The organism is Arenibacter sp. S6351L (assembly GCF_023016025.1).
Taxonomy (GTDB): Bacteria; Bacteroidota; Bacteroidia; order Flavobacteriales; family Flavobacteriaceae; genus Arenibacter; species Arenibacter algicola_B.
In genome coordinates this window covers 66024-86780 of the sequence record NZ_JALKBB010000004.1, presented here as the reverse complement: position 1 = coordinate 86780, position 20757 = coordinate 66024, and the positions used below count along the sequence as shown (strand labels likewise).

Annotated in this window: 16 protein-coding genes; 3 read left to right on the top strand and 13 right to left on the bottom strand. The window is 39.4% G+C overall.

Annotated elements, in window-relative coordinates; all coding sequences use genetic code 11:
• Positions 1 to 198 precede the first annotated feature (198 nt).
• A complete protein-coding gene (locus MWU82_RS04825) occupies positions 199 to 786 on the bottom strand; it encodes a DUF6515 family protein (protein ID WP_215948169.1) in 588 nt (195 codons plus the stop codon).
• 238 nt (positions 787 to 1024) lie between these two features.
• Between MWU82_RS04825 and MWU82_RS04820 the strand changes: the two genes are divergently transcribed.
• Positions 1025 to 3052 carry an NADPH-dependent 2,4-dienoyl-CoA reductase gene (locus MWU82_RS04820; RefSeq protein WP_247095439.1) on the top strand — a complete coding sequence of 676 codons (2028 nt, stop codon included), beginning with the start codon at positions 1025 to 1027 and terminating at the stop codon, positions 3050 to 3052.
• Positions 3053 to 3150: 98 nt separating this feature from the next.
• Here MWU82_RS04820 and MWU82_RS04815 read toward each other — a convergent pair whose 3' ends face one another.
• From MWU82_RS04815 to MWU82_RS04785, 7 genes are all read right to left on the bottom strand, one after another.
• On the bottom strand, positions 3151 to 4425 hold the full coding sequence (locus tag MWU82_RS04815) for a phospholipase D-like domain-containing protein (protein ID WP_247095438.1): 1275 nt from the start codon (positions 4423 to 4425) through the stop codon (positions 3151 to 3153).
• 11 nt (positions 4426 to 4436) lie between these two features.
• Positions 4437 to 4946 carry a phospholipase D family protein gene (locus tag MWU82_RS04810; protein WP_247095437.1) on the bottom strand — a complete coding sequence of 170 codons (510 nt, stop codon included), beginning with the start codon at positions 4944 to 4946 and terminating at the stop codon, positions 4437 to 4439.
• The gene (locus tag MWU82_RS04805) at positions 4943 to 5224 is read right to left on the bottom strand and encodes a hypothetical protein (protein ID WP_215948165.1); all 282 of its coding nucleotides are present in this window, start codon (positions 5222 to 5224) and stop codon (positions 4943 to 4945) included. Before MWU82_RS04805 ends, MWU82_RS04810 begins: the two co-directional genes overlap by 4 nt.
• Positions 5225 to 5234: 10 nt before the next feature.
• Positions 5235 to 5525, bottom strand: coding sequence for a hypothetical protein (locus MWU82_RS04800; RefSeq protein WP_215948164.1), 291 nt, complete (start codon positions 5523 to 5525; stop codon positions 5235 to 5237).
• Between the two features lie 11 nt (positions 5526 to 5536).
• Positions 5537 to 5818, bottom strand: coding sequence for a hypothetical protein (locus MWU82_RS04795; protein WP_215948163.1), 282 nt, complete (start codon positions 5816 to 5818; stop codon positions 5537 to 5539).
• 62 nt (positions 5819 to 5880) lie between these two features.
• A complete protein-coding gene (locus MWU82_RS04790; RefSeq protein WP_215948162.1) occupies positions 5881 to 7014 on the bottom strand; it encodes a hypothetical protein in 1134 nt (377 codons plus the stop codon).
• A 27-nt stretch (positions 7015 to 7041) separates the two neighbouring features.
• Positions 7042 to 9006 carry a zinc dependent phospholipase C family protein gene (locus tag MWU82_RS04785; RefSeq protein ID WP_247095436.1) on the bottom strand — a complete coding sequence of 655 codons (1965 nt, stop codon included), beginning with the start codon at positions 9004 to 9006 and terminating at the stop codon, positions 7042 to 7044.
• A 530-nt stretch (positions 9007 to 9536) separates the two neighbouring features.
• On the opposite strand from MWU82_RS04785, the gene MWU82_RS04780 reads away from it, so the two are divergent.
• Positions 9537 to 10397, top strand: a complete 861-nt coding sequence (locus tag MWU82_RS04780) for an RNA polymerase sigma factor RpoD/SigA (RefSeq protein ID WP_215948160.1) — start codon at positions 9537 to 9539, stop codon at positions 10395 to 10397.
• A gap of 181 nt (positions 10398 to 10578) precedes the next feature.
• Here the strand turns inward: MWU82_RS04780 and MWU82_RS04775 are convergent, their stop codons facing one another.
• Together MWU82_RS04775 and MWU82_RS04770 are read right to left on the bottom strand one after the other, a co-directional pair.
• Positions 10579 to 11634: an NAD(P)-dependent alcohol dehydrogenase gene (locus MWU82_RS04775; RefSeq protein WP_247095435.1), complete on the bottom strand. Its 1056-nt coding sequence runs from the start codon at positions 11632 to 11634 to the stop codon at positions 10579 to 10581.
• A gap of 126 nt (positions 11635 to 11760) precedes the next feature.
• Positions 11761 to 13788 carry a M13 family metallopeptidase gene (locus MWU82_RS04770; RefSeq protein WP_247095434.1) on the bottom strand — a complete coding sequence of 676 codons (2028 nt, stop codon included), beginning with the start codon at positions 13786 to 13788 and terminating at the stop codon, positions 11761 to 11763.
• A 28-nt stretch (positions 13789 to 13816) separates the two neighbouring features.
• On the opposite strand from MWU82_RS04770, the gene MWU82_RS04765 reads away from it, so the two are divergent.
• Positions 13817 to 14059, top strand: coding sequence for a hypothetical protein (locus MWU82_RS04765; RefSeq protein ID WP_247095433.1), 243 nt, complete (start codon positions 13817 to 13819; stop codon positions 14057 to 14059).
• 77 nt (positions 14060 to 14136) lie between these two features.
• Here MWU82_RS04765 and MWU82_RS04760 read toward each other — a convergent pair whose 3' ends face one another.
• The 3 genes from MWU82_RS04760 to MWU82_RS04750 form a co-directional block, all read right to left on the bottom strand.
• Positions 14137 to 14733, bottom strand: coding sequence for a DUF6515 family protein (locus MWU82_RS04760; protein ID WP_247095432.1), 597 nt, complete (start codon positions 14731 to 14733; stop codon positions 14137 to 14139).
• 415 nt (positions 14734 to 15148) lie between these two features.
• Complete coding sequence (locus tag MWU82_RS04755; RefSeq protein WP_215948156.1) at positions 15149 to 15847, bottom strand: hypothetical protein; 699 nt, start codon at positions 15845 to 15847, stop codon at positions 15149 to 15151.
• A gap of 2 nt (positions 15848 to 15849) precedes the next feature.
• Positions 15850 to 20649: a BspA family leucine-rich repeat surface protein gene (locus MWU82_RS04750; RefSeq protein ID WP_247095431.1), complete on the bottom strand. Its 4800-nt coding sequence runs from the start codon at positions 20647 to 20649 to the stop codon at positions 15850 to 15852.
• Positions 20650 to 20757: the final 108 nt, after the last annotated feature.

Genomic DNA, 20757 nt, shown 5'->3' with positions numbered 1-20757 from the left:
AATCCGTCTTTAGGAATTATACTTTTTAAGACCTGGGAATTTTGTCTTCAGGATCAAAGACCTATCGAAAAGCAGGCTAATATTCTATGCATTTAATTGGATTAGCAAGTATGTCTTCTCCCCTTTTACAAACCAAAAAAAGCGCTTACCCTTGGAGGGTAAACGCTTTTTAAATATAAAGGAACCGTTACTTAGTACCTAGTCCAAATCTATAATACCAACAACTTCATAGGCTCTGGTGCCATTTACCTGTACTTTCTCATATAGAATATTGCCGTACTCGTAATAGCTCTGCCCGTCTATGGTTACTTTTTCATAATCGTCCGGGAGTTCATATACAATTGTCCCTATTTCCGGTTCTACAACTTCATATTCATTTCCGATCTGGGTATAGAAAGTACCGCTTACCGTAAAGTAGATATGGTTATTAAAACGAACTCTTCGATAATTGGCAGGTAAGGTATTTATTCTAAAACCTATTTTGGGAGCAATTACAATATAGCGGCCTCTGGAATAGGTATAAAATCTGTTGTTGGAATAGTAGTAATTTTGCCCTTGGTACTTCACTACTTTTCTGTTGGGTACTGTTCTAACAGAAACAACCTTCTTTGTAGGGGTCCTATAAACCACTCTTTTACTGGACACCCTATTTGGTGTCTTTTTGGTTACCGTTCTAGTTGTTTTGGTTGTGGTAGTTGTACGTGTCCGCGATTGGGCAGTACCCATGTACATAAACCCTATAAGTAATATGGACAGGACGAAATATGTTTTGCTATTTGTTTTCATAGGTCATAAATTTTAAAATGTTAAACTTTAAAGTATACTTATACTCCTTTGACCTAAGTTTTCAATTTTGGTTTAATCCCAATAATTATATTTTATGGGATTTTGGACAAAATGATGTTTTCTCTCGATAAGGGCAAGAATGGCCCCCTACCTCTGCCCTACCGTTAAATTTGAGTTCAATCCAAAAAAACCGTACCTTGTTAGTTATTATGCATGCATAATAAAAATAACGATAAAAATGACTAAGTACACACATATTTTTGAACCCTTGGATTTAGGATTTACAACCCTAAAAAACCGTATTCTAATGGGTTCCATGCATACAGGACTGGAAGAGCAAAAAAACGGCCTTGAAAAAATAGCAGCCTATTATGCCGAGCGGGCAAAAGGTGGTGTTGGCTTAATTGTTTCGGGTGGAATTGCCCCGAACGTCCAAGGTTGGACGGCTCCCTTTTCTGCACGTATGAGCAACAAAAAACACGCAAAGCACCACAAAATAATTACAGAAGCAGTACATAGGGAAGACGGTAAAATATGTATGCAAATTTTACACTCCGGACGTTACGGCTATCATCCTTTAGCGGTGGCCCCTTCGGCCATAAAGTCGCCCATTACTCCCTTTAAGCCATTTAAACTAAAACCATCTGGTATAAAACGTACGATCCGCGATTTTCTGAAATCGGCCAAACTAGCAAAATTGGCGGGCTATGATGGTGTGGAAATTATGGGGTCTGAAGGTTATTTGATCAACCAATTTATTGCAGAAAAAACAAACAAGCGTACGGACGATTATGGGGGAACCTATAAAAATAGAATTCGCTTACCCATAGAGATAGTAAAACAGACACGTGAAGCTGTGGGAATGGAATTTATCATAATCTATCGTTTATCCATGTTGGATTTGGTAGAAAAAGGTAGCAACTGGGAAGAAATAGTAGCCTTGGGAAAAGAGATTGAAAAAGCCGGTGCCACTATTATAAATACAGGAATTGGCTGGCATGAAGCACGAATACCCACCATTGCAACATCGGTACCGAGAGCTGCCTTTACTTGGGTGACCAAAAAAATGAAGGAAGAACTTTCCATTCCGTTGATTACTTCCAATAGAATAAATATGCCGGAAACCGCCGAAAAAGTATTGGCGGAAGGTCATGCGGATATGATTTCGATGGCTCGGCCATTTTTAGCGGATCCCGAATGGGTAAACAAAGCACAAGCAAATAAATCAGACGAAATAAACACCTGTATTGGTTGTAATCAAGCCTGTTTGGACCATGTTTTTGCCCAGAAAGTAGCCAGTTGTTTGGTAAATCCGAGAGCATGCCATGAAACCGAACTAAATTATCTGCCAGCTGAAAAAAAGAAAAAAATTGCCGTTATAGGTGCCGGCCCTGCCGGTTTGGCCGCAGCAACCATTACAGCACAAAGGGGACATGAGGTGACCCTATTTGATGCCGACAAGGAAACTGGTGGACAATTCAACATGGCAAAACAAATTCCAGGGAAGGAAGAATTCTATGAAACCATTCGATATTTTAATACCCAATTGGCATTACATAATGTAACCGTTAAATTAAATACCCGGGTAAACGCCGAAGATTTAAAAAATGAATATTTTGATGAGGTTATATTAGCTACTGGAATTGTACCAAGAACTCCAAAAATTGAAGGGATAGATCATCCCAAAGTATTGAGTTATATTGATGTTTTAAAATTAAAAAAGCCAGTTGGTAGCCGGGTTGCGGTTATAGGTGCAGGAGGAATTGGTTTTGATGTGTCCGAATATTTGGCACATGAAGGTGAGAGCACCGCTTTGAATATTGACGCTTGGTTAAAGGAATGGGGCATAGACAAGACCATGAAGGCCCGCAGCGGAATTGAAGGTGTACAGGCCGAAGTCCACCCCTCGCCAAGGGAAATTTTTATGTTGAAGCGCAGCAAGGGAAAATTTGGTGGTGGCCTTGGCAAAACCACTGGTTGGATACATAGAACCAGCTTGAAAAATAAAAACGTACAGTTCATCAACCAGGTGCAGTACACCAAAATTGATGATGAAGGCTTGCATTATATTCAAAATGGAGCGCAAAAAGTGTTGGCAGTAGATAACGTTATCATTTGTGCAGGTCAATTGCCATTTAAGGAATTATTGGAACCTTTGGAAGCAAAAGGTATAAAAGTACATGTAGTTGGTGGGGCAGATGTGGCTGCCGAATTGGATGCCAAACGCGCCATAGATCAGGCCAGTAGGCTGGCAGCTAAGATTTAAAAGTACTTTATTAGTTTTGGAAATTCATGGTAACGGTATTATAATGGAGGGCTGCACCCGAGACCATACAACAGATTCCCAATACTTGTAAATTCCATCTACAAAGATGGAAGCGAATTCCACAACTCAAGAAAACGTTTACTATAGCCCACTGCAGTTTCGTTTTGCTCGAAGTAGACACTAATTTCATTGGTATTGTAAAAACTGTTAAAGGTCCAATTATGACTTCCGATTACAACTTTACTTTTATCAATTATCAAAACTTTGGAATGCAATAAGGTGTCCTTCTTATCGAATTTTACTTTTACTGATGTTGTTAATAGCCGCTGTACTAGCGGACTATTAATGAGCAAGCTCTTATAAGGCTGTCCAACATCGTCTTGATCTAGGATTACCCGTACATCAATCCCATTGGCGGCAGCAAGTTCCATGGCCTTTATCAACTCTAGAGGTCCTAATTGTTGAGGATTCCCCGTAGATAGAGTGCCTAGGAACATCATAAGATAAATCGACGTATTGGAAGCTTCAATCTGACTTTTTACAAAAGGCAGGTAAGCTTCCCGTAATAAAACCGAACCCTGACCTGGTTTAAATTGGGCTTTGGTCTGTGCACAGACATTCCTACGGTTTGCCCATTCGGTTATAGCACTGGCCTTTACTCCTTGGACTTTTGAATATCGTCTTGTTGACTGTTCCTGAACCATCTCCAACAAGACATTGAAGCGTTCAAAACCAGTAGTATTGTTTTGGTTTTGATTTAGAAATTTACTTCTATCCCCATAGAAATAATCCAATTCTGAAACATCCATTAATTTTAGTAGCGAATCTATCCCTGGATTGGAAACAAACTCTGAAAGTAAAGGCGATAAGAAATATACTCCGCTGGAATCTATATAGGTTAATTCCTTTAACTGCGCTACTTTGGAAGGTCCAATGCCATTTATTTGGATAAGATCATCCACCGAGGTCAATTTTGGCCTTTGACTTACAAATTTACCAATCTCCCAGGCCAGCTCATTACCGATACCGGGCAATGCCTCTAACTGTGCTATCCTAGCACTTCGGATTTCCAATTTTGTAACATTGAACTCTTTGCCATAATGCATTCTTTTTTTTAGTCTCAATTTCCTATAGTTATCCGAAATACGCATCAACCAATAGTGAACTTCCTGCGTTGCATTATATAACAAAAAAGACTGTTCATTCTCATAGGAAACAACATCATCCTTGACCACGTATTGGGTAACTGCCCTTGAAATTCCTATAATTCGATTTATCAGGACTTCTTTCTGGGACATTGTCCATGGATCCTTGGTCATCAAGGCACTCCAAGTTTCTACCAATGGTTTTACAGTTGTTTTCTTTAGTTCCATTTAATTTCATTTTAAGGTTTAGGCAACCCTTTACCCAGTTCCCATTGGCGTAAAAATTCGGACTCCAATAGAAATACTGCATCCCCTTTCAACACTATGGCGTCCTCTATATTTAACCGGAAGCCGTCATCGGTCCAGTTCTGGCTTCCCACAATAGCCATCTCGTCGCAAATGACATATTTGGCGTGGGAACCCAATTGTGTGTTATCGTGAACACTTCTGCGATGGGGAACTCCAAATTCCTTAAGATATAATCCAGAAGCCAAATTTGCCGCTGCAATATCGGCCGTATTTAAATGCCCAGCCAGAAGGACCCTTACATCCAGTCCATGTAGTTTTTTATCTATAAGTGCCGTGGTTAATGCCAACACCTTTCCTCCGATATCGCGCGAAGGTCTTATATCATAGATAAATAAAGAGACCCAAATATGATGGGTTGCCCTTTCTATGGACCCCAGCATAAAGTCAAAATATGCGCGATCGGCTAAGGGAGCTATTTCAGTTTGTGTAAAAGGTATCATATGAAATCTAAACTTTTGAGTTCTTTAATACGTTTTTCAAGCTGAGATATCCGCTTTTTAAAAACCAGATCCGTTTCCATGGACAAGGCTTCCTTTTGCTGCAATTGTATGAAAGCATCAGTTTTCTTGTCCCCTTCCATAAAGGTGTTGTGGATAACGTTATGCCTGATATTGCGCATTATCCAAATATTAGCCTTGCTTGTTGCCCTGTAGGCATTATACAATCGTCTCAACTCCTGCGCAGCAATGTAGGTCGTTACAGCTTCTTTTTTATCCATTTTACTATTTTTAAAATTCTCCGCTCCAGTTCAATCCTGGACCGTTATCCCAAGAGGGCGAAAGTTCTGTATCCCCAATCGGAATACCGGTAGGAAAGTCATCGAATAGTCCCCCATCATCGTAGTCGCCAGGGTCATCCGAATCCCAAAATCCTGGATCGTCCCAGGGCTCTCCTGGTTCAAATAAGTCACCGAAATCAAAAGGATCAAAATCTGAATCATCATCATCAGATGAAAATTGATTATCGCAAAGTTCACATTCCAAGCATTCCGCAAAGCAACCAAGATCTGGATACGACATAATACATTTAATTAAATTTGTTGAATTCCATAAAAATCAAAAGACCGATCAATAAAGGATCTTAATTCTTCCATGGTGTATACCTCCTTATAAAGGAGTCTAAGCCTGCCCAGTTCACTGGGCTTTTCAGTTGTACTAACATTAAGAATGGCCTCCAGAGCTGCAGTTTTTGCCTGTTGAAGACCACCTATTTGCTGCGATCTACGAAATATATTTAGCGCTTGTCTAGCAGTCTTTGCAGGCGCACTCGGAATGCGCGGGATTTCTATAAAATTTTCAAATGTTAAAGCCATTTTTTGGTATAATTAAAAACGTGTTTCTTCTAGATATTCTAATCTGTTGTTACTTCATTGATTTATTTCCCAATGGCAATCAAAGTAATTCCTCCTTTTATCGAACCATCAATCTTATTTCTATTGACAATTTCTAAGCCTACTGCATAGCCCTTACGGGTACCAAAATCCGGAATGGTCATTTGGAAGGCGGTGACCGCTACAAGCCGATTCATGTCAGTAAACGGTTTTAAATCCCTTTTAAAATGCTGATGACTTCCTTTGCCGGAGTGGATGGCCTTAAGTATTGCATTGGTCTTTTTAAAGATTTCACCCTGTTTATCTAGGCTAAGTCCTTTACCGCTTGTCGTAATCTGCATAATTCCTTTCTCACTTTTCATTCCTATTTCATGGGAAGTTTTTGCTGCTACTTCCACTTTAATACGGGCTAACGTCTGTTTATCCTTCAATTGAGTAATCTTCAATTCCTGTAAAGCCGGATGCTGAAGGACCATAACCTGTCTTACAGACAAAGGACGGAATTCAATGGTTTCCAATGTATTGGGCTGATGCACAAGATTGAATGTATAAGTGCTACCCTGTGGAACAATGTTCAGGTTCTGCTGACCAATATGCCGGTCCAACCTTGGATCCAGGGCATTTAGATCGAAAGGTTTGTCCAAAGGACTAAATGAATAGGTCCGTGCGAACAGGCATTTATGGCCCGACTCTGAAGCTGGTACAGTATATCTCATTATTGCTTCGTCATTACTTGCAGGTAACAAAAGGCCTTGTAATTGGGTCAGACCAAGTAATTTTGCAACCGTCGTGTTAAAGCCTAGGCTTGGATCTGTTAGAAAAAATTCCACTTTGGGATAAGGAATCATGAGATCGCCCCTATTATTTAGGCGACAACGAATATTATAAGTATTACCTGCATATAATTCCGTGGTGTTTATACCGGAATTAGATATCGGATTAATTGTAATATCTGGTGAATTCCAGAAATTAATCCCGGAGAAAGGCCTTATCCCTATATCCCCGTTATAGGAGCGAATATAAAGAAAGGAACTTTCCTTGAAATGGTCCGGTTTCGGCCGCTTATCCTTACCTCTATAGATCTTTGCAAGTTGATCAGGTACTTTTTTGAGGTACTCTTCCCTGGATTTTCTGAGACCACTGATATAACCAGCAGCTTTTTTAACATTTACTGACATCTTTAGGTGTTTTAGTGTTAGTTGTACTTAATGCCCGATAAAATCAAGTTTCACGGGAGTAATCGCCTGTCCGTTCTGCTGTTGATCGTTCTGCAACAACTCTTTGGGGGCTTCAGGGGCGTTTGGACCAGATTCATCCTTCTGTGTCCAGCATGTATAGGCGTAACCACGATCTGCATCCAAGTTGAATTCTGGGATTTCCTTATTTTTAATAAGGCGGTCATAGAGTTCCTCTGTAAGGTCCATTGCATTTCCCAGAGTAGGCAAACCCCGCTTTTCTTTTATCGCTGTAGCCAAATAATCCTTAAGCTTTTGCTCATCCCCTTCCAGTTGAGTTAGAAAGTCAATGAATTTTCTATCCAAGGGGATATTTCCAAAAGCATAGTGCAGAGGATCTTGCTGGAAATAGGAATCTGGCCCTGGAATTGCCGCATTGGGTTCTGAGGCAGTTTCGGAGGTTGGAGGGTACACCAAATGCTTTTCTTTGTGAAACAGTTGATCTAGAAATCCTCCGCCATCAAGTAGAACCTTTAATTTAGGCAAGCTGCCTTTAAGATCTCTTGAATCAAAACCAAAGGGATCGTCAAAAGATGTATTCTTAAACTGGTCAAAACGAACTTCGTTCATATGCTCGGTCATCGGGTAAGCCAGACCATTAAAGGATACCCCCAGCCTGAAAGTCTGGAAGGCATTATATAAATGCTCATAAATTAAGCAAGCCGCATATCGAATACCAGCAACAGTAAGGGTCGTCAGCGCCCCTAAAACCGCATCGATCAAGGCCAGTGCTGCCGCCACAGCTGCAATTATCAGAGCAGCCAGTATTATAAAAATAGCTAGGATATTGAAACTTCCGGCCAAATCTGCCGCGTCTTCCAAAAAATCTCCTATATCGCCAAGATTATCCATGGCCGTTTCCCAAACTTCTTCCAACTCCTCGGTGAGGGAATAAGGTATGGGTTCGGGCAAGGTTCCGGTTTCGGTAGCCGACCTCATCCATTTATACCATAGGCGGTAAGCAGCATCCACATCTCCTTTGGAAATCGTCCGACCATATTCGTTATCGTCCATGTTTCCCGTATTGTAGATTTCGTTCATGGTATCCGCAATTAGGTCTGCAAGATCGTCCGGCAGTTGTGTATTTCTATCGGGTTCAGGATTTGCTGCATCAATAGGAGCTATATTTCCTGTAAAATTAAAATTGTAAAATGCATGGAGTTGTGAGCGATTCCAATCGGTACCTGAGGTATGTTGAAACATATGAAAGACATCCTGAAAATTCTCTCCTGTCTTATGTCTTTGCGATTGTGTTCTGTAAGCACCCCCGCTATTAATATTCACAAACGGATGACCAACGGTATCTCCTGTCACGTGGGTCAGGTACCCCAGCGCATAGAGATGTAAGGGAGAATCTGGACTCGTCTTATCTACCAAGGCCTGGGCAAACTTACCGGTTTTACGATAATGCATGGCATCAAACCACCACCACTCCCCTTTGGTCTGTCCATCTCGATAAGGATGTTCCAGCAGGTCGTAAAGATTAAAATCTGTGATAAATTTCTTAATCATTTCGGTAAGGTTGGCCAGTAATCCATCAACCACCTGTTGCATATCACCAAAAAGTTGTTCCAATTCTGTAAGGGTGGACGAATTTTCTACGACCGCATCTGCAGCAGCGTCCAATGCCTCCAACGCATCTATCACTGGTTGGGGAACCAAACCTTTCAAGGTTTCTTTTATATCGTCTATGGCATCATAAACTTCATAATAGATTTTAACGGCATCACCCAAAGGCAGACCGGTCCAATCTTTGGTGTTGAAAAAGAGAAAATCCGGTCCCTGACACCCTAAAAAGAGGTAGGGGAAATTCTCACTTTTGGTTAACAATTCTTGAAGCTTTTCGTAATCTGCATCATCGCCCAGTCCATTACCAGACTGAATGCGTTGTTTAAGCTCCTTTGCGATAAGATGATGTATAGCAGGTCCCGGCATAACTATATGTTTAGAGTTGAACAAAGTTTCATCGGGGAGCAAAATAAAAGTACGAATTATATTACAAGAAAAGAGTTTAAGATGTATAGTTTGTAGTGTTTTATGTACAAATGAAACGAACCCATGTATAATTAAGTAGTTGACGATTAAGCATTTATTAACTAGAACCAATATTTTAACATAAACAAAAAAAGAAAGTAAGTCTACTTTGACATTCTCGCCATTGTCAAAGAAATTATGTAGATGATAAATTAAATTATATTGTTAATTATCTAATTACGGATACTATAAGCCCTATAAGGTATCTGGAATTCAAATATATCAAGATATAAAAATATAGTTTGGAGATATGGTGCTTTTTCCAATTGTGCTTCTGCACTATTAAGGCAAGTCTCATTAGAAATGAAATTTAATTAAATCTTATGATTTATTTATTTTAATGAAAATAATTTAAAATATATTCAATAAAATTAGGAATTACGTAAAAAATTGTTAAATTATAAGATGTAACTAATAATTAAAACAAATATATGAGGCAACTTAAGATCACTAAACAAATTACGAACAGAGACACCAGATCCTTAGAAAAGTATTTTCAAGAAATATCAAAAATTGAATTGATTACCCCAGATGAGGAGGCGGAACTGGCCAAAAGAATTCGTGAAGGAGATCAAATTGCCCTTAATAAATTAGTAAATGCCAATTTACGTTTTGTGGTTTCTGCCGCAAAACAATATCAAGGTAAAGGATTACGCCTTTCCGATCTAATCAACGAAGGTAATATTGGCTTGGTCAAGGCGGCCAAACGTTTTGACGAAACCAGAGGTTTTAAATTTATCTCCTATGCCGTTTGGTGGATCAGGCAATCTATATTGCAAGCGATGTCCGAACATTCCCGTATGATACGATTGCCACTAAATAAAATTGGTGAAATTAGTAAAATAAACAAGGTATACTCTTCCTTGGAACAAACCTTTCAGCGTCCCCCAAGCGCCGTAGAGATTGCCAGGGAGCTAGATATGAGTCCCGCACAGGTGAAATTGGCGATTAAAAATTCCGGAAAGCATTTGTCCATGGACGCACCTTTTGAGGAAGGGGAATCCTCCAATTTATACAACGTAATAAAATCGAAAGAATCGAACAGTCCCGATACCAAAATGATGAAGGACTCACTAAGAACAGATATTGATATGGTGTTAAAAACACTTCCCAGTAGGGAAAGTGAAATTATTCGTCTGTACTATGGTATTGGGGAACAAAACCCTATGAGCCTTAGCCAAATTGGCGAACTCTTTGATATCACCAGGGAACGTGTACGGCAAATTAGCGCAAAAGCACTGCGGATCCTTCAAAACAAATCCCGTTCCGAAATTTTAAGGGCTTATTTATAAGAGTACATAATCCACATTATTGGAATTAAAGCCGACTTTTAGAGTCGGCTTTACTATTTTATTCCCTCTTCCTAATTCATACTTCTAAAAACCTTCCCTTCTTTTATTTAGTTATAGGAATTGTGCTCCTTGTTGGCCAAAATAAAATACCACATTCTAGGCAGAAGTCCTTTTTTTGGAATTATTTCTTGAGCGATTTCATATCTATAACAAATCGATAATGTACATCGCTCTTCAGCATACGCTCATAGGCAACATTGATATCTTGCATTTTAATGATCTCAATGTCCGAAGTAATATTATGTTTTCCACAGAAGTCCAACAATTCCTGTGTTTCTGCTATCCCACCTATTAAAGATCCTGCCACTGCCCTTCTCCCCATAATCATAGGCACGGTTACCAGCATGGGATCCAGAGGCCCTAAATAGCCAACGACCACCAAGGTGCCATTGGTTGACAAAGTTCCAATGTACGGATTCAAATCATGTGCATAGGGAACTGTGTCTATAATAAGATCAAAATGGTTCATAACACTTTCCATCTGTGCTTCGTCGGTTGATATAATTACCTGGTGAGCACCCAGATCCAGACCATCCTGAACCTTATTTGGACTTCTGGAAAACAAGGTGACATCTGCCCCTAGGGCATTTGCAAGTTTAAGGGCCATATGCCCCAATCCTCCAAGACCTACCACTGCCACTTTACTCCCTTTGCCAACATTCCAATGTCTTAAAGGTGACCAAGTCGTGATTCCGGCACACAATACCGGTGCAATACCTGCCTGATCCAGATTTTTTGGCACACTCAGTACAAAGTCTTCATCTACAACTATAGTTTCGGAATAACCACCATGGGTAGGCGAATCCAAATGTTTATCGTACCCCCCATAGGTGCCGACCCATTGTGGACAATATTGCTCCAAATCATCCTTACAATTGTTACAGGTCCTACAGGAATCTACCAAACATCCTACAGCAACCAGGTCGCCTACTTTATACTTTGAGGCTCCAGACCCAACTTGGGTTACTCTTCCCACAATTTCATGACCCGGTACTACAGGGTATTGGGTCATGCCCCAATCATTTCGCGCAAAATGCAAATCGGAATGACAGACACCACAAAAAAGAATATCGATCTCTACGTCTTTTGCAGTAACCGATCGTCTATTGATCTTTAATTGTTCCAAATCGGATTCGGCGGATTTTGTTCCGTATGCTTTAACAGTTTTTGCGCTCATGATATTTTTGCTTTAGAAGGATAAATTGTTGTGTATTAAATATACAAAACATAACCACTCGGATCTGAAAATTAGCGGCTTACATTTATTTTGATTAACAATGGTTTTTCCATCACTTTTAGGTACCTACCATATCTTAATTCTTTCCTCCGCTGGTTTGAAATTATGATCCCCTGGCTCAACATTAAAAGCGTCATAAAATGGCGTAAAGTTCATTAATGGGCCATTTACGCGCCAAATGGGTGGCGAATGCGGATCGGTCATTACATAATTGCGCAAGAATTCCTCGCGCATTTTTACCCGCCAAATATTGGCTAAGGAGAGAAAAAAACGCTGATCTGGGGTATAACCCCCAATTTTGGTGGAATTCTGCCCCTGTTCTGTTAGCTTAAACGCATCATAGGCAATGGCAATCCCGGCGTTATCAGCCGTGTTTTCCCCAACCGTCAACGCCCCCTTTAAATGGATACTATCCAAAACAGTGAAGGTTGAATAAAGGTCTATGATCTTTTGCGTTTTGGCCTTGAACTGCGTGTAATCGTGCTCTGTCCACCAATTGGCAACATTTCCATTTTTGTCATATTGTGCCCCTTGATCATCAAAGGCATGTGTAAACTCATGACCTATTACCATTCCAATGCCACCGTAATTCAAGGCATCGTCCGCATACAGATCAAAATATGGAGCTTGTAATATTCCTGCGGGAAACACAATTTCGTTCAACGCTGGATTGTAATAGGCCGTAACCGTAGACGGGGTAGTATGCCACTCGTCCCGGTTGGGCGCCTTATTAAGTTGCTTAAGTTCGTATTGATATTCATCTTCTTGCAAGGCCACCACATTTTCAAAGAACTTATCCCGATCTATAACCGCATCATAGGTTCTCCACACATCCGGATAGCCTATTTTTTTGTTGATGGCATATAACTTGTCCTTGGCCTTAAGCTTGGTACTATCACCCATCCAATCCAGGTCATCTATACGTTTCTCCAATACTTTCTGAAAATTATTTACCAGATCCAGGGCCCGCTTTTTGGCATCTTCCTTAAAGTAACGCTTTACATATAATTGCCCCAAGGCAAAACCTATTTGATCATCTACGCGGCGTACCATCTGCTTTGCCCTTGATTGCTGTTGTGCCTGTCCTGACAATACTTTGCTATATTCAAAAGCAGCATCCCTAAAGGGTGTGCTTAAAAAATTGGCATGTGAATCCATGGAGTGTGCTTTAAGATACCATTTCCAATGGGCCAATGGCACCTTGGTCAGCAACTTGTTCAAGGTATCGTAATAATCGGTTTGTGAGACATCCAAAGAATCAATCTCCGCACCTAAATTTGACAATAGCCTCTTCCAACCCAGGTTGGGATGTTTTTGGTCCAGTTCGGAAACGGCTATTTTGTGATAGTTCTCCTTAATGATCCTTTGTTCTATGCGGGTCTTGTGAGATTGTGCCAATTGTTTTTCTATATCGTAAACGATAGCGGCCAAGGCTTTGGGATCCTTTTCCCCTACCAATTTAAACAGCGAGGCCAGATATGTTTTGTAAGCCTCCTGAATACCTTTTACCGAAGCATCTTCCTGAAAATAATAATCCCGATCGGGCATGCCCAATCCAGTCTGGGCAACATGTAAAATATTAAGGGAGCTATTCTCCTGATCGGGAGAAACATAGGGTGCAACCATGGAATAATCCCCGGACTTGATCTGGGCAGCTACAAAATCCATCACAGCTGAAATATCCGTTATTGCCTCTATTCTATCCAAGATGGGTTGTATAGGTGTAATTCCTCTTGCATCAATACTCAGGGTATCCATCCCTGAGGCATAAAAATCGCCCACCTTTTGTTCTATACTCCCTTTAGGGTGCTCTTGCTGGGACACTTCCTGCAAAATATTTCTGAGTAATTCCTGCTGTGGAATATTTAAAAATCGATAGGACCCTACTCCAACCTGGTCCTCTGCAATTACAGCTTTATCGAACCATTTTTTATTAACATGATTAAAGAAATCATCCCCGGGTCTTATGGAATCTGTAATACCATCGAAGACAACAGTTTTATTATCGGTTTGAAGATCGGTTTTATTGGAAGACTCATTTTTACAGGAAAGACATAACCAGAAAATCAAAGAGACATAACATAGCGTTTTCATAACAGAATTGTTTTGTTTGCTCTAAGATATGTTTTTCTTATTATTTGACTATGGGATTAAGGTCATAGATGGCAATAAATGTTGTTATGATAAACAACAGGTTATGCTTAGATGGATGAAGGTCTTTTCTTGGATTATGTATTGTATACCATTTAAGGGCAAGGTGATTCAGCAACCTTTACAGGCGAAACACTCCCTTTCCATACACATGCAGTATCTGCCTTTGGGATTGTTAAGTAGAAGACGGATGCAATCCCTGCAATTGAACTAGTATACTACGCAAAAAAAAAGAGGATAATTAAACAAGTAATTACCCTCCTTCTCACTAATCAACCAATCTAACCATCTTTATTCCATATCTATAAAGCCTACTACTTCGTAGGCCCTGGCGCCATTTATTTGTACCTTTTCGTAAAGGATACTGGCATATTCATAATATTCCATTCCATCTATAGCTACTTTTTCGTAATCTTCCGGAAGCTCATACACTATGGTACCTAATTCAGGTTCTACAACTTCATATTCATTATTTATTTGAACATAAAAGACCCCTTGGGCATTATAATAATTGTAATTATTATAATTGACCCGCTTATAACCTGAGGGTAAGCTATTTAACCTGAATCCTATTTTAGGAGCAATTTCAATATACCTTCCACTGGATTGTGTATAATACTTGTTGTTGGCATAATAGTAGTCCTGCCCTTTATACTTAATAACTTTTTTATTGGGTACTGAACGCACCGAAACTACTTTTCGCATTGGAGTTTTATAAGTAACCTTTGTGCTGGGAACTTTATTATACACCGTTTTCCTTACAGTGGTTGTCTTGGTATCCCTATTGGTTTTGGAATTTGAGTTACCTACGGATTGCCCGGAAGCTTGTGTTACAAACGCAAGGGCAAGTAAAACTGATAAACTGTATATTCTAATAAATGCTTTCATAATCTCTAAGATTTTGGGTTCCAATTGTTGGATATACGTAGTCATTGCAACGTATTGATAAACCAAAGGTATACGTACGCTATAGAAATATGAAAGCAAATAGACAATGGCTGGATTTCTATCTATGAATATTGGAATTTAACAGATTAAAAGGAAAGGGCTACTAGTAAATGTTGGGTATTACCAGTTGTAAACCAAGAATGTTTGGTTGGTAGTGTTCACTTACCGCTACTGGTTAATGAACTAAAAGATCATTGGTTTTAACGACCATGACCCCCCCTTCCCAACTGAAATAGTTTGGAAATCCTTGTAATGAGAACTTTTTAATATTTTTTTAAGGGAGATACCATTTATTGGATAAGAACCTCAAGACGAAATTACCCCTAGGAAATCCAAATTAGATATACTTTCCCGTCTATTCTGGAGATATGGCACTGAATTCAGATATAGAATAATTCCCAGAAACGTCCTTACTTATAACTTCTACGGTATATAGCATATTTGGAGAAGTTGCTATGGGATCCAGCGTGTCAACAGTTAAATCATTAAATTCCGCAATGGTCTCTCCCTCTTCCTTCACCACAACATCATATGTCAAAACATCACCATCCTCATCTTTGCCAATCCATGAGGTATTAAGATCGGCGGTGGTAACATCAAATATAATGGCAATTTCGGCCGCATAGGGCACATAATTACCTACAGGAGTACCTGGAGCGGCAAAAGACATGGTATCACTATTGGTTTGTCCGTCGCTATTTTTTGAGATTATGTTCCATGTATATACCTTGCCTCTATTCAGTGTCACTTTAGCTACCAATGCATTAAATATATTTCTAAAAACCTCATTACCACCTTCGTTCACCACCAATTCATAATTCTGGGCATATTCTGCTTCCTGCCAGCTAAAGGAAATACTTACTTGAGCGTCGTTCCCTGAAACCGCTTCATAGTCGGAACAAGGCTCGCCGTTTACTGGTAAAATTCCAATTGCCTTAGTAGGAGGATTAACTTCTTTGACTATTGGTTCTTTTGCACTATCACTGCCACCACTACAGGAAAATAGTAGAGAGGATAAAACTAAAATCGCATTGATTATAATTGATTTTGTCATTTTCATTTCTTAATGATCTTTATTGATTCCTCTGTATTATCAGTTCTTATTTTAAGTATATACAAACCTGATTCCAAAGAAGAGATATCCAAAATATTTGTCTGTTGTTGGTAATCTATTACTTTGATCAATTTCCCTTCTAAGTTGAAAATCATTAGATTCAAGAAATTTCCTTTACTTAAAAGGTGAATGTAATCCGAGGAAATCGTAGGGAAGACCTGTATGGAGTCACCTATATAGAAACTGTCGGTAATGTGACCTTGGCAATCGCTCTCTCCAAAAATCGAAACATCTGTTTTACCAGATAGACCGTCTATAAAGATGGTTTGATCTCCAAGATCGTCAAAAGTAAAATTCATTAACTGTCCGTTCACCAGTACCTCATATTTTTTACTACCCGAAACGTTGTAGGAAACAGTTCTTGCTGTAAGGTCCAACGCTTCTCTTTTTCCACTTACAGAAGTCAGCCCATTAATGGCAACGCCATAAGTTTGTTGAAAGAGAATCTCAGGAATAGCAATAGTAACAGTATAGGAACCGACAAGCAATTGATCAATTTTAAAGGGTTCATGGGATGCAACGCTTTTAAATTGATTGGAAATTCCTTCGCCCGAAATGGATATATCCAGCAAATATTCTGTTTCATTCATAGATATTTCAATACTCCCATCGTTACTGCCCGTACAACTTGGCGTTAAGGCATAAACCTTAACACCGTCTGAAGGTACAATATCACAACCATTACTATTGACTTCCATGCCTGGTCGGGTACTCAAACAAAGATCATACTGGTCCAAAACTCCATCCAAGTCATTGTCTTCGTTACAATAAGGAACTTTACCGCCATCTGTTATGATCCAACCATAATTATCAATAAGGCTTTGCCTTGCTAATTCTCCATCGCAATACTGGCTGTTATTCATAAATAATAAAACATTGCTTTGTAACACCGGTATATTGCTCCAACCAATAAGGGTTTTGTCATAGTTTTCTAATGATAGTCCTCCACCAGAGAAAAGATGATCCATCGTTGTAACCATACTTACATCCCATTTTCCTAGGTTCTGGTCAAAGGAAGATGCCCCATTGAACATTCCTCCAATAGAAGTCACTTTGCCCATATTCCAATCTGAAATATCTTGATTAAAAGAAGTAGCTTTTCCAAACATACCGCTCATATCAGTAACATTTGATACATCCCATTGGTTCAAGGGCTTGTTGTACGAAGTGGCCTCGACGAACATTATAGCCATTTGAGTTACACTGGAAACATCCCAAATGTTTAAAGGCTGATTAAAACTAGTTGCTCTTTCAAACATTCCACTCATATCAGTAACAGCACTCACATCCCAACTCGATATATCCTGATTAAACGTCTCTGCCCCTGCGAACATTACGTTCATTGATGTCACGCTTGAAACATCCCAATTTCCGATATCCTGATTAAAGGACGTTGCACCCGAAAACATAGCGCCCATATGTTGCACATTACCAACGTTCCAAGAAGAAATATCCTGGTTAAAGGAACTGGCCCCTCCAAACAAGGCATGCATTGATGTTAGGTGATCAACTTCCCATTTTCCGACTGGCTGATCAAAGGCTTTGGCACCAACAAACATACCGTCTATGAATTCAACATTACCTATATCCCAATTGGAGATATCACTATTAAAATTAATTGCATCGGAAAACATGAATGATAAATAAGTTGCATTGGAAACATCCCAATCACCTATATCCTGATTAAACAGGCTTGCCCCATCGAACATATTGCCGAAATTCGTAATAGAGCCTACCTTCCAATCGGAGAAGGAATCATTTCCTACCAAGGCTTCACAAAACCTGAACATCCCAATTGCAGAACTAACCTTTTCCAAATTTGGAATATCGGTAGCCAATACATCTAGATTAGAGCAGTGTGTGAAAGCATTATCCATGGAAGTCCATTCCCCTAAACCCCACTGGTCTATGGAAACAATTTTGTCCGAATCTTGGGTCGTTCCATAAAAATCATTAAAGTATATTCTAGGAAATTGCCCGTATACGGATACTGTATACGTTCCAGGTACTGCATATTGGTGAGTTATATTTCCTGTAATCCCTGTATCACTGTTACCATCGCCCCAATCTACAGAGTAATTGTAGATTTCACCTGGAGCTGTAGGAATACGTATTCTATCATCACTGGTAGCACCAGGGTTATCTGTCTTCCAAGTAGTTACAAAATGACAATCGGTGTTGGCACCTGCATCGGAAATAGTCCATCCATAGGTATCGATAATTGCTTGTCGGGCCCAATCTGAGCTGCAATATTGGCTATTTCCAGCATCAAAAACCAGATTATTTTGAAGATTGGTTAAGCCGCTCCAACCTTTTAATAGACTATCATAGTTTTTTGTTGATAAAGTAACACCGGATAAAATAGATGTCATATCTACAACATTACTTACATCCCAATTTCCCAGATCTTGATCAAAAGAAAAAGCTCTTCCAAACATCCTGGCCATATCGGTGACACTTGAGACATCCCATTCCCCTATGTCTTGATTGAAAAGGGGAGCATCATAAAACATGACGGCCATACTAGTGACATTTGAAACATCCCATCCATCTAGCCTTTGGTTAAATGCTTGGTTACCCAAGAACATTCCTTCAGTTCTTTTAACATTGGAAACATCCCAAGTTGAAATATCTTGATTAAAACTATTGGCAGAATTGAACATGTAACCCATATCATTGACTTTAGATACATTCCAATCTCCTATGTCTTGGTTAAATGAACTGGCACGGTTAAATAAGCCCGACATACGAATAACATTGGATACATTCCATGAAGAAATATCTTGATTAAAAGAATAAGCTCCTGCAAACATGGATCCCATGTCCGTTACATTATCAACATACCAATTGCTTATATCCTGGTTAAATAATGGGCAGTCAATAAAAACACCAAACATCCCTGTTATATTGCTTACATCCCATTCGGAAAAACTAGCATTGCCAATTAATTTGGTACACCCTCTAAACATGTAACCCATATTCCTGACATTGGATAAATTTGGGGTATCGGTAGCTAGGATATCTAAATTTGAGCATTTTGTAAACGCATCTTCCATTGAAGTCCAGTTTATATCTCCCCATTGATCAATAGATATAAGCTTCTCATAGTCCTTTATTTCATCAACGGGGAAATAGTTGAAATACATTCGTGGAAAGTTACCTGTAATGGATATTTCATAAGTACCAACTGCGGCATAGGAATGTGTTATGTCCCCTGTTACATTGGTATTAGAGGACCCATCCCCCCAATCAATGGTATAATTATAGGTTTCACCCGGAAAAGTTGGAATAGTGACTTGGTAACTATCAGAAATACCGGGGTTGTTGGTCTTCCAGGTACTAATAAATGGGCAGTCTTCCCCAGCATCGGTAATTATCCAACCCTTGGTATCTATTAAGGCTTGCCTTTCTGCAAAAGACTTGCAAAAACTACTATTACCTCCATCAAATACCAAATTTGGTTTTAATGATGGTATACTGCTCCATCCCTGAATTAAACTATCGTAATTTTTTGAAGATAATTTTGCCCCAGTGAATATATTATTAACATTTTCTACATTTTCAATATTCCAACTTCCCAAATCCCGGTCAAAATTACTTGCCCCATCAAACATAGAGGCCATGTTGGTTACCTTACCAATATCCCAAATCCCGATTGGCTGATCAAAAACTACGGCATCCATGAATAGTTCCGACATGTTCGTTACATTGCCAACTTCCCAATTTGAAATATTTTGATTAAAGGATGATGCGCCCCGGAACATAGAATTCATTAATGTTACGCTCTGTACATTCCAATTACTGATATTTTGATTAAAATTGGTAGCCCATCTAAACATGGCATCCATTCGTTCTACCTTGCCAACATCCCATGAGGACATATTTTGGTTATATGATGTACTCTGCTGGAACATACTGCGCATATCAGTTACTTTGGACACGTCCCAATTATCAATTTCTTGATCAAAAGAACTTGCTCCACTGAACATATACCCCATATTTGTTACAGAACTCACATCCCAATTTCCTATATCTTGATTGAATGAAGATGCCCTTGAAAACATGCCACCTATAAATGTTGCCGAACTTAGAATCCAATTGTTTAAAGGCTGATTAAACTTGGTGGCACCATTGAACATGGAGTTAAAAGATTGTACATTAGAGACATTCCAATTATTCAATGGGCTATTGAATTCTTTGGCATCGAAGAACATGGTACCCATGTCCGTAACATTACTCACATCCCAGTCATTAAAAGAAGAATTGCCTACCAGATTACTACATTCACGGAACATAGCTTGGACACTGGTGACATTCGACAAATTCGGCACATCGGTTGCATTGACATCCATGTTTGCACACCCATAAAATGCTCCTGACATGGAGGACCATACTATGTTACCCCATTGCTCAATGGCAAGTAACTTCTTCTCATCGGCAGCAATTGGGTTTCCCGTCTCGTAGTTAAAATAAATTCTTGGAAAAACCCCAGTAATCGAAACTTGATAGGTTCCCGCACTGGCATAGGTGTGGGTAATATTCCCCACAACATTTAAATCCGAGGTGCCATCTCCCCAGTCCACTGAATAATCATAGTTTTCTCCGGGATAGGTTGGAATTGTAATCTGGTTATCCTCTGAAATTCCTGGATTATTCGTTTTCCAGGTCGTGATGAATTCCGATTGTGCCGAAACGGCAAAATGGAAAAAGCTCAAAAGAGCTAAAAAGTAGATTTTTTTCATGCAAGGGTATTACGGTACCAACTTACATTTTGTTTCTGACATTTCAATGACCTCTCGTTATTCTGTCTGCTTTTTCCTGTTAAATGTTCTTAAGAACAACTATATAAA